At 39.7% G+C, this 13,727-nt stretch carries 14 protein-coding genes; 9 read left to right on the top strand and 5 right to left on the bottom strand.

From position 1 onward, the window contains the following. The 6 genes from DB729_RS06205 to DB729_RS06180 all read left to right on the top strand — a co-directional run bounded on the left by DB729_RS06205 (position 1) and on the right by DB729_RS06180 (position 6,753). Positions 1-1,977, top strand: coding sequence for a peptide ABC transporter substrate-binding protein (locus tag DB729_RS06205; protein ID WP_109289968.1), 1,977 nt, complete (start codon positions 1-3; stop codon positions 1,975-1,977). A 116-nt stretch (positions 1,978-2,093) separates the two neighbouring features. Next, positions 2,094-3,260, top strand: coding sequence for an AI-2E family transporter (locus DB729_RS06200; protein ID WP_109289969.1), 1,167 nt, complete (start codon positions 2,094-2,096; stop codon positions 3,258-3,260). Then, on the top strand, positions 3,250-4,479 hold the full coding sequence (locus DB729_RS06195; protein WP_165442228.1) for a tetratricopeptide repeat protein: 1,230 nt from the start codon (positions 3,250-3,252) through the stop codon (positions 4,477-4,479). The genes DB729_RS06200 and DB729_RS06195 overlap by 11 nt, the downstream gene beginning before the upstream one ends. Positions 4,480-4,616: 137 nt before the next feature. Further along, complete coding sequence (locus DB729_RS06190) at positions 4,617-5,258, top strand: amino acid ABC transporter permease (RefSeq protein WP_000121156.1); 642 nt, start codon at positions 4,617-4,619, stop codon at positions 5,256-5,258. A gap of 10 nt (positions 5,259-5,268) precedes the next feature. Continuing rightward, positions 5,269-5,898, top strand: coding sequence for an amino acid ABC transporter ATP-binding protein (locus DB729_RS06185; protein ID WP_109289970.1), 630 nt, complete (start codon positions 5,269-5,271; stop codon positions 5,896-5,898). 15 nt (positions 5,899-5,913) lie between these two features. Further along, positions 5,914-6,753, top strand: coding sequence for an amino acid ABC transporter substrate-binding protein (locus tag DB729_RS06180; protein ID WP_109289971.1), 840 nt, complete (start codon positions 5,914-5,916; stop codon positions 6,751-6,753). Between the two features lie 74 nt (positions 6,754-6,827). On the opposite strand, the gene lysS is transcribed toward DB729_RS06180, so the two are convergent. The 5 genes from lysS to DB729_RS06155 all read right to left on the bottom strand — a co-directional run bounded on the left by lysS (position 6,828) and on the right by DB729_RS06155 (position 11,307). Further along, entirely contained in the window at positions 6,828-8,318 is a 1,491-nt protein-coding gene (gene lysS, locus DB729_RS06175; protein ID WP_109289972.1) for a lysine--tRNA ligase, read from the bottom strand. A gap of 136 nt (positions 8,319-8,454) precedes the next feature. Then, positions 8,455-9,078: a histidine phosphatase family protein gene (locus tag DB729_RS06170; RefSeq protein ID WP_109289973.1), complete on the bottom strand. Its 624-nt coding sequence runs from the start codon at positions 9,076-9,078 to the stop codon at positions 8,455-8,457. After that, complete coding sequence (locus tag DB729_RS06165) at positions 9,078-9,560, bottom strand: aminoacyl-tRNA deacylase (RefSeq protein ID WP_109289974.1); 483 nt, start codon at positions 9,558-9,560, stop codon at positions 9,078-9,080. The genes DB729_RS06170 and DB729_RS06165 overlap by 1 nt, the downstream gene beginning before the upstream one ends. After that, positions 9,560-10,417, bottom strand: a complete 858-nt coding sequence (locus tag DB729_RS06160; RefSeq protein WP_483025167.1) for a DUF368 domain-containing protein — start codon at positions 10,415-10,417, stop codon at positions 9,560-9,562. The genes DB729_RS06165 and DB729_RS06160 overlap by 1 nt, the downstream gene beginning before the upstream one ends. A gap of 89 nt (positions 10,418-10,506) precedes the next feature. Continuing rightward, a complete protein-coding gene (locus DB729_RS06155; RefSeq protein ID WP_109289976.1) occupies positions 10,507-11,307 on the bottom strand; it encodes a glycoside hydrolase family 25 protein in 801 nt (266 codons plus the stop codon). 155 nt (positions 11,308-11,462) lie between these two features. On the opposite strand from DB729_RS06155, the gene glmU reads away from it, so the two are divergent. Genes glmU through macP form a run of 3 tightly spaced genes read left to right on the top strand, consistent with a single transcriptional unit; the run spans position 11,463 to position 13,720 of the window. After that, positions 11,463-12,842 (top strand): bifunctional UDP-N-acetylglucosamine diphosphorylase/glucosamine-1-phosphate N-acetyltransferase GlmU, encoded by a 1,380-nt coding sequence (gene glmU / locus DB729_RS06150; RefSeq protein ID WP_084851941.1) that lies wholly within the window; start codon positions 11,463-11,465, stop codon positions 12,840-12,842. Positions 12,843-12,851: 9 nt separating this feature from the next. Beyond that, positions 12,852-13,397: an NUDIX hydrolase gene (locus tag DB729_RS06145; protein WP_033584165.1), complete on the top strand. Its 546-nt coding sequence runs from the start codon at positions 12,852-12,854 to the stop codon at positions 13,395-13,397. A gap of 11 nt (positions 13,398-13,408) precedes the next feature. After that, positions 13,409-13,720, top strand: coding sequence for a cell wall synthase accessory phosphoprotein MacP (gene macP, locus DB729_RS06140; RefSeq protein ID WP_000517856.1), 312 nt, complete (start codon positions 13,409-13,411; stop codon positions 13,718-13,720). Positions 13,721-13,727 lie beyond the last annotated feature (7 nt).

Genomic DNA, 13,727 nt, shown 5'->3' with positions numbered 1-13,727 from the left:
ATGAAAAAACGTATTTTTCTAACGGCTGCAGTAGCAGTGTTGTCCTCAGCACTACTAGCAGCTTGTTCGTCTGGTGGTAAAAATGCCAACCAACCTGTGACTTATACTTATGTCTTCTCATCGGATCCCGCAACTTTGGACTACACAGTTTCTGGAAATTCCAGTACCAAACAGGTGACTGGGAATGTCATCGATGGTTTGCTTGAGAATGACCAATATGGAAATCTTGTACCGTCTGTAGCAGAGGACTGGAGTGTTTCTAAAGATGGTTTGACTTACACCTATAAAATCCGAAAAGGGATTAAGTGGTACACTAATGAAGGCGAAGAATATGGTGAAGTAAAGGCTCAGGATTTCGTGACAGGTTTGAAACATGCTGTCGCTAAGAAATCACAAGCCCTCTATCTCGTACAGGATTCAATCAAAGGGTTGGATGATTATATTAACGGGAAAACAAATGATTTTTCTACTGTTGGAATTAAGGCGACAGATGATTATACACTCGTTTATACGCTTAATAATCCTGAATCTTTCTGGAATTCCAAGACAACGATGGGTGTTTTAGCACCAATCAATGAAGACTTTTTAGCCTCTAAAGGGGATGATTTTGGTAAACCTACTGATGTTACAAGTATTCTATACAATGGTCCTTACCTTCTGAAAGGTCTCACATCGAAATCTTCAATCGAGATGACAAAAAACCAAAACTATTGGGATAAAGGAAATGTCTTCATTGATGATATAAAATTGACCTTCTTTGATGGTCAAGATGCAGACTCTCTTGGTCGTGGTTTTGATGAAGGCCACTACCCAGCAGCTCCGCTCTTTAAGAATTCTGCAAACTATGAGCGATTCAAAGAAAAATACAAAGACAACATTGTGTATGGTCAACAAAGAGGAGGTAGCTACTACATTTCAACTAATATTGACCGTGTAGCCTATAACCATACTTCTAAAACAACGGACGAAGAAAAGACATCTACTAAGAAAGCTTTGTTGAACAAAGATTTCCGCCAAGCCTTGGCTTTTGGAGCAGATCGTAAGGCTGCTGTCTCTCAAGTATTTGGTGATGAAGTTGCCCCTCGTAAATTACGTACTAGCTTTACACCTCCAACATTTGTTCAAATTGGAGATCAATCTTTTGGTCAAGTAACAAAAGCAGAACTTGACAAGTTGGATACTGCTTGGAGCGATGTTAGCCTAGATGATGCACAAGATTCACTTCATAATGTAGATAAAGCTAAAACTAAACTTGAAGCGGCTAAGAAAACTCTTCAAGCTGACGGTGTTCAGTTCCCTATTCATTTGGACTTGCCAGTTTCCTCTACTCAAACAGATTTTGTACGTCAAGCTCAATCGTATAAACAATCAATAGAGGAAGCTCTTGGAGTTGAAAATGTCGTGGTTGATATCCAACAAGTTTCTGATGATGAATTGGGAAGTATGACCGTTCTTGCAACTTCAAAAGACAATATCGACTGGGATATCAATCCAAACAGTGGATGGAGCCCAGACTATGCAGATCCATCAACCTATCTTGATGCATTTGATCCAACATCTGGACCAACTCTTCTTGGAGCACTTGGTATTGCACCAGGATCAGATAGTTCAGCCATTAAGGCAGTAGGATTGGATAAATACAAAGAATTACTTGATGATGCAAACGGTGAGAAAACAGATCTCGAAAAACGCTATTCAAAATATGCTAAAGCTCAAGCATGGTTGACAGATAGTGCTCTAGTTATTCCTGTACACTCAGACGGTGCCCAAATGCTTGTTACAAAGAAAGTCCCAGGAACAGGAGCAGATGGTTGGGTCGGTGATAAAACAGGTGAAAACAGTTATAAATATCTGAAGATTCAAGATAAGATTGTGACAAGTAAAGAAATGGAAGAATTCCGCAAGAAATTTGCTGAAGAAAAAGCAAAATCAAACGAAGAATACCAAAAACAACTATCAAGTCATATTAAAGATTAAATAAATCTCCTCAATAGAGGAGATTTTTCTTTTTGTCTATTCATGTAAGCACTTTAAAAAAGAGTTATTTTAGTCTAAAAATGGTATAATGAGAGAATGACAGAAAGGATGTATTTATGGAACATAAAGAGAAACATTTTAGCCTATCTTGGTTCTTCAAGTGGTTTTTAGATAATAAAGCTATTACTGTATTCTTGGTGACCTTGTTATTGGGCTTGAATCTTTTCATTCTAAGTAAGATTAGTTTTATTTTTTTACCAGTTTTAGATTTTCTAGGAGTTGTCATGTTGCCAGTTATTTTATCTGGTTTACTTTATTACCTCCTCAATCCGATTGTTGACTGGATGGAGAAACACAAAATCAATCGTGTTCTTGCCATTAGTATTCTCTTTGTTATAATTGGCCTCTTTATCATTTGGGGGCTGGCTGTTGCTATTCCAAATCTGCAACGTCAGATCTTAAATTTTGCGAAGAATGTGCCAACATACCTGGAAGACGCTGATAAGGTGATCAATGATCTTGTAACCAAACGTTTACCAGATGATTTTAGACCGCAATTGGAGCAGGTTCTTGCGAATATTTCTACTGAGGCGACCATGTGGGCGAGCAAAATCTCTTCCCAAGCCGTTAACTGGGTGAGTGCCTTTGTCAGCAGTGTATCCCAGGTTATTGTAGCGGTCATTATCGTACCTTTCATGCTCTTTTATCTTTTACGCGATGGGAAAGGTTTGCGAGATTATTTGACTAAGTTTATTCCCACGAAGTTAAAGGAACCAGTAGGACAAGTTTTGTCAGATGTTAATAAACAGTTATCAAACTACGTTAGAGGACAGGTTACAGTTGCTATTATAGTGGCGATTATGTTTATTATCTTCTTTAGGATTATTGGTCTCAGATATGCTGTGACCCTGGGGATTACGGCTGGTATCCTCAATCTAGTACCTTACCTGGGTAGTTTTCTAGCGATGTTGCCTGCTTTGGTTTTGGGCTTGATTGCAGGACCTGTCATGCTTTTAAAAGTAATTATTGTCTTTATTGTTGAACAAACGATTGAGGGTCGCTTCGTTTCCCCACTTATTTTAGGTAGTCAGCTAAATATCCATCCGATCAATGTCCTCTTTGTTCTCCTAACTTCAGGGTCTATGTTCGGTATTTGGGGAGTTTTGCTGGGAATTCCTGTCTATGCCTCTGCTAAGGTCGTTATCTCAGCTATCTTTAACTGGTATAAAAAAGTCAGCGGTTTGTATGAAGAAGAAGGGGAGGAAATCAAGAGTGAACAATAGTCAACGCATGCTCCAAGCTTTGGATGACCAAGATTTAAGCAAAGCGGATCAGTATTTTCACAAAGCCCTTGAAACAGATTCAAGTGAGGTTCTCTATGAACTAGCAAGCTATCTAGAGGGAATTGGCTTTTATCCTCAAGCAAAAGAAATTTACCAAAATATCGTTACAGAATTTCCAGAAGTGAATCTGAACTTAGCTAGCATTGCTAGCGAGGATGGCAATGTTGAGGAAGCCTTTGCTTACCTTGAGGAAATCAAACCTGAAAGTGACTGGTATGTATCGGCCTTGGCCTTGAAGGCAGACCTCTATCAGTTGGAAGGATTGACAGATGTAGCACGAGAAAAGTTACTGGAAGCCTTAAATTACTCAGACGATCCCTTATTAGTTTTTGGTTTGGCTGAATTGGATAGCGAGTTAGGGAACTATCAGGAAGCTATTCAGGGTTATGCTCAATTAGACAATTGCTCTATCTATGAGCAAACGGGCGTCTCAACTTATCAGCGAATTGGCTATGCTTATGCCCAGTTAGGTAAGTTTGAAGCTGCAACAGAATTCTTAGAAAAAGCTTTAGAATTAGAATATGATGACCAAACTGCCTTTGAACTGGCTAGTCTTTACTTTGACCAAGAAGAGTATCAAAAATCTGTTCTTTACTTTAAGCAGATTGATACCATTTCACCAGATTTTGAAGGATATGAATATGGTTATAGTCAAGCCTTGCATAAGGAACATCAGGTGGAAGAGGCCCTTCATATCGTTAAAAAAGGACTGGAGAAAAATCCATTTGAGACTCGGCTCTTACTAGCTGCTTCTCAGTTCTCGTACGAATTGCATGATACTAGTGCTGCAGAGCAGTTTCTCCTTACTGCTAAGGATGATGCAGAGGATACAGAAGAAATTTTCCTTCGCCTTGCAACTATTTATATGGAACAAGAGCGGTATGAAGATATCATTGCTCTCCAAAGTCAAGAACCTGAAAATCTCTTGACTAGGTGGATGATTGCCCGTTCTTACCAGGAAATCGAGGATTTAGATAAGGCCTATGAGCTCTATCAGGAACTATCGTCTGACCTCAAGGATAATCCTGAGTTTCTGGAGCAGTATAGCTATCTATTGCGTGAATTAGGATATTTTGAAGAGGCCAAGATACAAGTTGAAGCTTATTTAAAACTCGTTCCAGATGATGTTCAGATGCAAGAACTCTTAGAAACACTTTAAAAGTTATCTCTCTAAAAGAACGTATCCGTCAATTTGGCAGATACGTTTTTTTTGAAAAATAGAATTTTTTTACAAAAAGACTTGCTAAATTGTTTATTTATGCTATAATAGGAACAATTATTTTTAGGAGGTGCAGTATGTCTTATATGTTTGAGATATTACCAAGTTTGTTAAACGGTGCAAGTATGACACTTCAAGTCTTTGCTCTGGTTTTAATTTTTTCAATTCCCTTAGGTATTGTCGTTGCCTTTGCTTTGCAAGTCCGTTGGAAACCCCTCCATTATCTCATTGACCTTTATATTTGGGTAATGCGAGGAACTCCCTTGCTTTTGCAATTAATCTTTATTTACTATGTTCTTCCTAGCATTGGGATACGTTTAGATCGTTTGCCTGCTGCTGTGATCGCTTTTGTATTGAACTATGCAGCCTACTTTGCTGAAATCTTTCGTGGAGGGATTGAAACCATTCCAAAAGGGCAGTACGAGGCTGCTAAGGTCTTGAAGTTTAGTCCTTTTGACACAGTGCGCTATATTATTTTGCCTCAGGTTACAAAGATTGTCTTACCGAGTGTTTTTAATGAGATTATGAGTTTGGTCAAGGATACTTCTTTGGTCTATGCTTTGGGGATTTCAGATTTGATTTTGGCAAGTCGGACAGCAGCTAATCGAGATGCCAGCCTTGTGCCTATGTTTTTAGCTGGAGCAATTTATTTAATCATGATTGGTCTTGTAACCATTGTAGCGAAAAAACTTGAGAAGAAGTACAGTTATTACAGATAGGAGGATTGCTATGTTAGAATTACGAAATATCAACAAGGCCTTTGGTGGCAAACAAATCTTAACCAATTTCAGTCTATCAATTCCTGAAAAGCAAATCCTCGCAATCGTAGGTCCATCAGGAGGAGGCAAGACCACCTTGTTACGTATGCTAGCTGGATTGGAAACCATCGATTCTGGAGAAATCCACTATAACGGCGTATCGCTAGCTATAGACGAACTAGAAAAGCGCAATCTTCTGGGATTTGTTTTCCAAGATTTTCAACTCTTTCCGCATTTGTCAGTTCTAGATAACTTAACCTTGTCGCCCATAAAAACGATGAGCATGGAGAAGGAAATTGCTGAGAAGAAGGCGCGTGGTTTGTTAGAACAACTTGGGTTAGCTGGGCATGCAGATGCCTTTCCTTTCTCACTTTCAGGTGGGCAAAAACAACGGGTGGCCTTAGCACGCGCTATGATGATAAACCCAGAAATTATTGGATATGATGAGCCTACATCAGCCTTAGACCCAGAATTGCGATTAGAAGTAGAAAAACTTATCCTTCAAAATAAAGAGCGTGGGATGACTCAGATTGTTGTGACCCACGATCTTCAGTTTGCGGAAAACATTGCTGATCAGATCCTTAAGGTTGATCCAAAGTAGGAGTAGGAGGTGCCTATGAAGAGAAAGAAAATTGCCCTTGTACTTGCTCTGTTCTTTAGCTTCTTCCTGACGGCTTGTACTCAGAAGGCAAGTGATCCAAATCAGGATAATTGGGCCAAATATCAGAAGCAGGGAAGCATTACTATTGGCTTTGACAATACCTTTGTTCCCATGGGATTTGAGGAAAAGAATGGCCAGTATGCGGGTTTTGATATTGATCTAGCCCAAGCTGTTTCTGAAAAGCTAGGAATTCAGATTAAATTTCAACCCATCGACTGGGATATGAAAGAAACCGAACTACAAAATGGTACCATTGATGCCATCTGGAATGGCTATACAGCTACAGATGAACGGAAAGAGAAGGTTGCTTTTACCATTCCTTACATGGAAAATCAACAAGTTTTGGTCTCTAAAAAGTCTCAAAATATTCACTCAGTTCAGGATATGACTGACAAAGTTTTAGGGGCCCAGGCTGGATCTTCTGGTTATTTGAATTTTGAAGGACAACCCGAACTACTCAAGAATCGAGTAAAAGACCAGAAGGCCAATCAATACCAAAGTTTCAATGAAGCCTTAATTGATTTGAAAAACGATCGGATTGATGCCTTGTTGATTGACCGGGTATATGCCAATTATTATCTCCAGTCTGAAGGAATATTAAATGACTACAATGTCTTTTCAGATGGATTTGAAAGTGAAGCTTTTGCAGTGGGTGTTAGACCTGCTGATAAAACTTTGTTAGCCGCTTTGAACCAAGCCTTTATCTCACTATACCAAGAAGGAAAATTCCAGGAAATCAGCCAAAAATGGTTTGGGGAAGATGTAGCCACCAGTCAAGTTAAAAATCAAGAATAAGAAAAGAGATTGAGGAGAAACTCAATCTCTTTTTGCATCAAAAAATCCTCTGGCAAGTACCAGAGGATAAGAGTTTATTTCATTGTTGGGAAGAGCAATACATCACGGATAGTAGTTGTATCAGTGAGGAGCATGCAGAGACGGTCGATACCGATACCCAAACCACCTGTTGGTGGCATACCGTATTCAAGAGCCTCGATGTAGTCGTAATCGATACCTGTTGCTTCATCGTCCCCAAGTTCTTTAGCTTTGGCTTGAGCTTCGAAACGGCTAAGTTGATCGATTGGGTCGTTCAACTCAGAATAGGCATTACCGTACTCCTTAGTCATGATAAAGAGCTCAAAACGGTCAGTAAAGCGCTCGTCTTCAGGGTTTTTCTTAGCAAGTGGAGAGACAGCTACTGGATGCCCATAAACGAAGGTTGGTTGGATCAAGGTTTCTTCGACAAATTCTTCAAAGAAGGCATTGATGATGTGACCAACTTCAGTGTAGTGTTTCTCAACTGGAACTTTCTTCTCAGCAGCGATAGCTTTGGCTTCCTCGAAAGTCATATCTTTCCAGAAGTCTACACCAGTAATTTCTTTGATAGCATCCACCATGTGAACACGTTTAAATGGTTCATTGATTTTGATTTCAGTACCTTGGTAGTTGACTGGACCATCACCTTTGACAGCCTTTGCAGCATGCTGGATAATACCTTCTGTCAAATCCATAATATCATGGAAATCGGCATAAGCTTGGTAAACCTCAATCATAGTAAATTCAGGATTATGAGTTGCATCCATTCCTTCGTTACGGAAGATACGGCCAATCTCATAGACGCGTTCCATACCACCGACAATTAGACGTTTGAGATGAAGTTCTAGAGCTATCCGAAGCACCATGTCAATATTTTGAGCATTGTGGTGTGTAATAAATGGTTTGGCAGCAGCACCACCGGCCTCGTTGTGAAGTACAGGTGTTTCCACTTCAAGAAAATCATGTCCATCTAGATAACGACGAATTTCAGAGATGATTTTTGAACGAGTGACAAAACGTTCAAAGCTTTCACGATTAGAAATCAAGTCAAGGTAACGTTTACGATAAATTGTTTCAACGTCAGTCAAACCGTGGAATTTCTCAGGAAGCGGGCGAAGTGCTTTAGACAAGTGTGTAATGTGAGTTGCCTTGATAGAGAGCTCTCCCATATCTGTACGCATGACTTCACCTTCGACACCGAGGAAGTCACCGAGATCAGCCTTCTTAAAGATTTCATAGTTTTCTTCACCAACAGCATCTTTACGAACGTAGATTTGGATTTGACCTTCTCGGTCTTGAAGATGGGCGAAGCCGACTTTACCTTTACCACGTTTACTAACTAAACGTCCAGCGATAGTAGCAGTTTCGTTTAATTCATGTAATTGTTCTTTATCGAGTTCTGCAAATTTGTCTTTTAGTTCTTGAGAGTTAGCAGTACGTTCAAAACGTTTTCCGAAGGGATCAATTCCTTGTTCACGAAGCGCAGCCATTTTTTCACGGCGAACGATCTGCTGGTCATTTAGTTCTTCCATATGTTCTGTAGACATGAAATCCTCCTAATTTTACTCAAAATTTGATACGATGAGTCTTTTTGCGATACTCCCATTTTATCATAAATAGTCAAGAAATTCACGGATATTCTTTGAAAACTAAAAAGAACTTGACCATTAAGATCAAGTTCCATTATTTTCCTTGATAGGAAGTGTCATTCCACCTTTCCAGAGTGAAAGTTTCAAAATCCTCGGTTTCTAAAATTGTTAGACTAGCATTTGCTAAACCACCATCTTTTCGAAGAAGGGGCTCTTTATAACCTAGAAGGGTACGAAGACTAGCAGTGAGATTTGCACCATGACCAACGATTAGAACTCTCTTAGCCTGACTCCCCTTCAGAGATTTGATAAATTGAATGGTACGTTGAGTTGTACTGTAGAGGGATTCCGCTTCAAACATTCTTGTATCGAACTTAGCTAAGTTTGTACGAAAAGCCTCGATTTGTTGTGGGTAGATGGCCTCTAATGTTGCAATTTTTAATCCCTCTAGTTTTCCGAGATGCCATTCACGCAGGTCAGGAATAGTCTCTAAAGGACATTGCGTCTGGAGTTGACTTTGGATAATTTCAGCAGATTTGACCGCTCTTGGTAAATCACTTGAATAAATCTCATCGAAAGGAATATTGCTGAGATATTGACCGAGCACCTTTAAGGTATCAATAGACTCAGGAAGAAGAGGTGAGTCCCCTCCGGCACCTTGGAAACGTCCTTCAAGATTCCAGATAGTTCGGCCGTGACGCACAAAATAGAGTTTCATCAGTTGTTTTCCTCCAAGATATCTGCAAAATCTGCTTTCACAAAGCTAGCCAAGTCCTGTGGAGCAATAATGATACTATGCCCGACTTCCCCAGCAGAGACGATTATTTTGTCTAAATCTAAAGCTGTTTTATCAATAAAAATAGGATAGTTGTGTTTTTGGCGAATGCCGACGGGGTTATTTGCCCCATGAATATAGCCTGTCGTTTTTTCTAGGTCTTTTTGTGGAATCATACTCACTTTTTTATTACCAGAAACCTTTGCTAGTTTTTTTTCAGCGAGGTGTTCTGTTATGGGAACGATTCCGATAATTGGGCCTGTCTTGTCCCCCAGCAGAGCCAAGGTTTTAAAGATATGTGTTCGATCATATTCCGAAGGAAGTTCTCCCTCAAGCGCATTGATTTGAATCCCTGTGTTCTCAATTCCTGCTTTGGTCAAGATTTGTTCGACCAAGGTTTTCTTAATCTTAACTTTCTTTGCCATTATTTATACTTATCCTCCAATTGACTCATCCAGATACCAAGCCAAATGCCAAGTGCAAAGAAGAAGGCGATGAGAACATAGCTTACGATGGAAAGTCCAGTGTATTGGATACTTTCAGCACTTCCAGCATTTGGAATCAAAATCAAGAGGGTACTTGATAGCACAATTCCAATAATAAAGTGATAAACACGGGAGTGGTAGTTGTTCAAGGCATGGTCCATTAATTTTGAAAAGATAATAAGAGTTGCTCCTGCACCAATCCCGATAGGAAGGAAGGTACCAAATAAATCGAAGGTCTTAAAGCCAGTTAGCATTGGAGCGTACAGTCCCAAAATCAAGAGTAGATTTGATGGACTTAAACCAGGCACCAAGACACCTAGAGCTAAAAGAACACCTGCCAAGATGAAACTAGCGAAACTGGCGCTGAGAGAACCAACAACAAAGTTTAGCGCGTAGAGCCCTAGACCTGAAAGGATAAAGGTAGCCCAGAACCAGGCTAGGTCAACCTTGTCACGATCAGATTCTCGAGTAGATTCTCTAAGGAGGCTAGGAACTGTACCGATGATAGCTCCAGCAAAACTCCACAAAACATAGACTTGGTAATTTTCTAGCAAATACTCAATCGGATAAGAAAATAAACCAATACCTAGCAACATCCCGATGGCTACTGGGATAAAGTATAGGACATTCTCTTTAAAATCTTTAAAGGGATGAGCAAGAAAGCCAATCATTCGCTCGTAGATCCCCAAAATCGCTGCTAGAACACCACCAGAAATTCCAGGTAGGATAAATCCTAAGGCGATGACGATTCCTTTAATAACTCTTGCAATCCATGAAAACATATTAGACTCCTCAATTTCATAAATTTCTTTCTCTGTCTTATCATTATAACACAGACAGCAAAAAAATGAAAAAGCAAGTGAAAAAGTTGCGATTTTCACTTGCTTTATGGTCTTAAAAATAGCTTTCTGAAGGTTTCTTCTTTTTCCTTATCAGTAGAAATGAGATTGATGTCTAGGTGATGTTCAAATCCTGCAATTTTTCCTTTGGAAGTATACTGATGGAGGTCATAGTCTAAATCAGTATTGGGTGTGGACTCAAGGTAGCCTGAGTTTGTCCCATAAGAAGGAATCCAGACGGCAGAGAAATTCTTCGTATTGATGCTATGTTCTTGCATGAAATAAACACCAATGTAAATCCCGATATTTTTAGCGCCCAGCGATTCAAGTTTAGCTCGAAAAGCTTCGACTCCGTCATTCATATCTGCCATTGTTTTTTCCTCAACGTCAAGCCAGTAATAACTAGGATTGTATGGAGAAGCAGAATTGTAGAAAACTTCAGCCGCTTTTTCCATTTCTTCTTTGTTCGTACCAGCTAGATAAGCATAAACGGCTACGGGGACATTGCGCTTTTGAAATTCTGAAATGTGATTTTTATAGGATTTATCGACCCCGTTGATAAAGGCTGCATCATTTGCTTCCGTGTGTTGAGTACCACTGTGCACACGAACAATAGCTCCAGAAATATTTTGAGATAAAATATCGTAGTTTATCTCCTCCGGTCTTTGCCAGCCAGAAATGTCAATAATGGGTTTATCAAGATTATGCAAGGCCTGGTTTTCAACTTGGACAGTGTTGCTTTTTGACTTGACTGAATGGTCCTCATAAGCTGGTTTATTAAAGATTAAAATAGCTATAACAATGGTGAATAGACTAAAAATAATAGCTGGATGAATCTTTTTTCTCATATCTAATTAGTTTAACGTAAATAGATAAAAAAATCAAAGAAAACGTTGAAAAGATGAATGAACTAGCATGTTTTCCCCTCTTTCTCTGTTTGTTTACTCCTAAGGAAGTAAATTATGGTATAATATAAGGGAATTTTTACAGAAAAGAGAATAGTATGTCAAATTATGCCATTATCTTAGCAGCGGGTAAAGGTACTCGCATGAAATCAGATCTTCCAAAGGTACTTCATAAGGTAGCAGGAATTTCGATGTTGGAGCATGTTTTTCGTAGTGTTGGTGCTATTCAACCTGAAAAAACAGTCACTGTTGTGGGACACAAGGCGGAGCTAGTTGAGCAAGTCTTGGCTGGACAGACAGACTTTGTCACCCAATCGGAACAACTAGGAACTGGGCATGCTGTCATGATGGCAGAACCCATTCTCCAAAACCGCTCTGGCCACACCTTGGTTATTGCTGGGGATACTCCTCTGATTACAGGTGAAAGCTTGAAAAACCTCTTGGATTTCCATATCAATCACAAAAATGTGGCGACGATTTTAACAGCTGAAGCAGCTGATCCTTTTGGGTATGGTCGTATTGTCCGTAACGATAACGCTGAAGTTCTTCGCATTGTGGAGCAGAAAGATGCCACAGACTTTGAAAAGCAAATTAAGGAAATCAATACAGGAACATATGTATTTGACAATGAACGTCTTTTTGAGGCTCTTAAAAACATCAACACCAACAATGCCCAAGGTGAATACTATATTACTGATGTGATTGGTATTTTCCGTAATGCGGGTGAGAAGGTTGGCGCCTATACTCTCAAGGATTTTGATGAAAGTCTTGGGGTAAATGACCGTGTAGCTCTTGCTACTGCGGAAGCAGTGATGCGCCGTCGTATCAACCAAAAGCATATGGTTAATGGTGTTAGCTTTGTCAATCCTGAAGCAACATACATCGATGTTGATGTTGAGATTGCTCCTGAAGTCCAAATCGAAGCCAACGTTACCTTGAAAGGTCAAACGAAGATTGGGGCGGAAACTGTTTTAACAAATGGAACTTATATCGTGGATAGTGCTATCGGAGCTGGAGCTGTGATTACGAATTCCATGATTGAGGAAAGTACAGTTGCAGATGGTGTGACAGTCGGTCCGTATGCTCATATTCGTCCAGGCTCAAGTCTAGCTTCCCAAGTTCACATTGGAAACTTTGTTGAAGTAAAAGGATCTTCAATCGGTGAAAATACCAAGGCAGGTCATTTGACCTATATCGGAAACTGTGAGGTAGGTAGCCATGTTAACTTTGGCGCAGGCACGATTACAGTTAACTACGACGGGAAGAATAAGTACAAGACTGTCATTGGTAACAATGTCTTTGTTGGATCAAACTCAACTATCATTGCTCCAGTGGAACTTGGTGATAATTCACTAGTTGGAGCTGGTTCAACGATTACAAAAGATGTTCCAGCTGACGCCATTGCTATTGGACGTGGACGTCAAGTTAATAAAGATGAATATGCATTACGTTTGCCTCATCATCCTAAGAATCAGTAGGAGTCTATCATGGAATTTGAAGAAAAAACGATTAGCCGGAAGGAAATCTATCAAGGTCCTATTTTTAAGCTAGTGCAAGATCAGGTGGAACTACCCGAAGGGAAGGGAACTGCCCAACGTGATCTGATTTTTCACAATGGAGGCGTATGTGTTCTAGCTGTGACAGCTGAGGATAAAATCGTCCTTGTTAAGCAATACCGGAAAGCTATTGAAGCTATCTCTTATGAAATTCCTGCTGGTAAACTGGAAATTGGTGAAAATGCAGATCCCATGTCGGCGGCTCTTCGTGAATTGGAGGAGGAAGTTGCCCATACGGGTAAGTTAGAGCTTCTATATGATTTCTACTCTGCTATTGGTTTTTGTAATGAAAAATTAAAACTCTATCTTGCAAGAGATTTAACTAAGGTGGAAAATCCTCGTCCGCAAGATGATGATGAAACCTTGGAAGTTCTAGAGGTCAGCCTTGAGGAAGCAAAAAACTTAATTCAGTCTGGCCATATCTGTGATGCTAAGACGATTATGGCAATCCAGTACTGGGAATTGCAAAAGAAATAGAGGAGTAGCCCATGGGAAAACCTTTGTTAACAGATGAAATAATCGAACGTGCCAATCGTGGGGAGAAAATCTCTGGGCCACCTCTTCAAGATGATGAGGAAACTAAAATTTTATCAACTTCTTCACAAAACTTTGGTTATTCACGTTCTAGAGACTATAATTCTATTCAAGATACTTTAACAATTGAAGTAGAGCCAACGATTCATAAGAGCCGTCGCATTGAGAATACTAAGAGGAATGTTTTTAACTCGAAACTAAACAGAATCTTATTTACAGTCATCCTTCTCTTGATTTTACTTGTGTTGGCGATGAAACTTTTGTAATAGAAAA

It is taken from the genome of Streptococcus halitosis, assembly GCF_003143695.2.
In the GTDB taxonomy this organism is placed as follows: domain Bacteria; phylum Bacillota; class Bacilli; order Lactobacillales; family Streptococcaceae; genus Streptococcus; species Streptococcus halitosis.
Note: the sequence above shows the minus strand (reverse complement) of the source record. Positions and strands in the feature narration are given on the sequence as shown.

Coding starts and splice junctions, on each gene's coding strand:
- DB729_RS06205 (WP_109289968.1), top strand. CDS start 1: ATGAAAAAACGTATTTTTCTAACGGCTGCAGTAGCAGTGTTGTCCTCA.
- DB729_RS06200 (WP_109289969.1), top strand. CDS start 2,094: ATGGAACATAAAGAGAAACATTTTAGCCTATCTTGGTTCTTCAAGTGG.
- DB729_RS06190 (WP_000121156.1), top strand. CDS start 4,617: ATGTCTTATATGTTTGAGATATTACCAAGTTTGTTAAACGGTGCAAGT.
- DB729_RS06185 (WP_109289970.1), top strand. CDS start 5,269: ATGTTAGAATTACGAAATATCAACAAGGCCTTTGGTGGCAAACAAATC.
- DB729_RS06180 (WP_109289971.1), top strand. CDS start 5,914: ATGAAGAGAAAGAAAATTGCCCTTGTACTTGCTCTGTTCTTTAGCTTC.
- lysS (WP_109289972.1), bottom strand. CDS start 8,318: ATGTCTACAGAACATATGGAAGAACTAAATGACCAGCAGATCGTTCGC.
- DB729_RS06170 (WP_109289973.1), bottom strand. CDS start 9,078: ATGAAACTCTATTTTGTGCGTCACGGCCGAACTATCTGGAATCTTGAA.
- DB729_RS06165 (WP_109289974.1), bottom strand. CDS start 9,560: ATGGCAAAGAAAGTTAAGATTAAGAAAACCTTGGTCGAACAAATCTTG.
- DB729_RS06155 (WP_109289976.1), bottom strand. CDS start 11,307: ATGAGAAAAAAGATTCATCCAGCTATTATTTTTAGTCTATTCACCATT.
- glmU (WP_084851941.1), top strand. CDS start 11,463: ATGTCAAATTATGCCATTATCTTAGCAGCGGGTAAAGGTACTCGCATG.
- DB729_RS06145 (WP_033584165.1), top strand. CDS start 12,852: ATGGAATTTGAAGAAAAAACGATTAGCCGGAAGGAAATCTATCAAGGT.
- macP (WP_000517856.1), top strand. CDS start 13,409: ATGGGAAAACCTTTGTTAACAGATGAAATAATCGAACGTGCCAATCGT.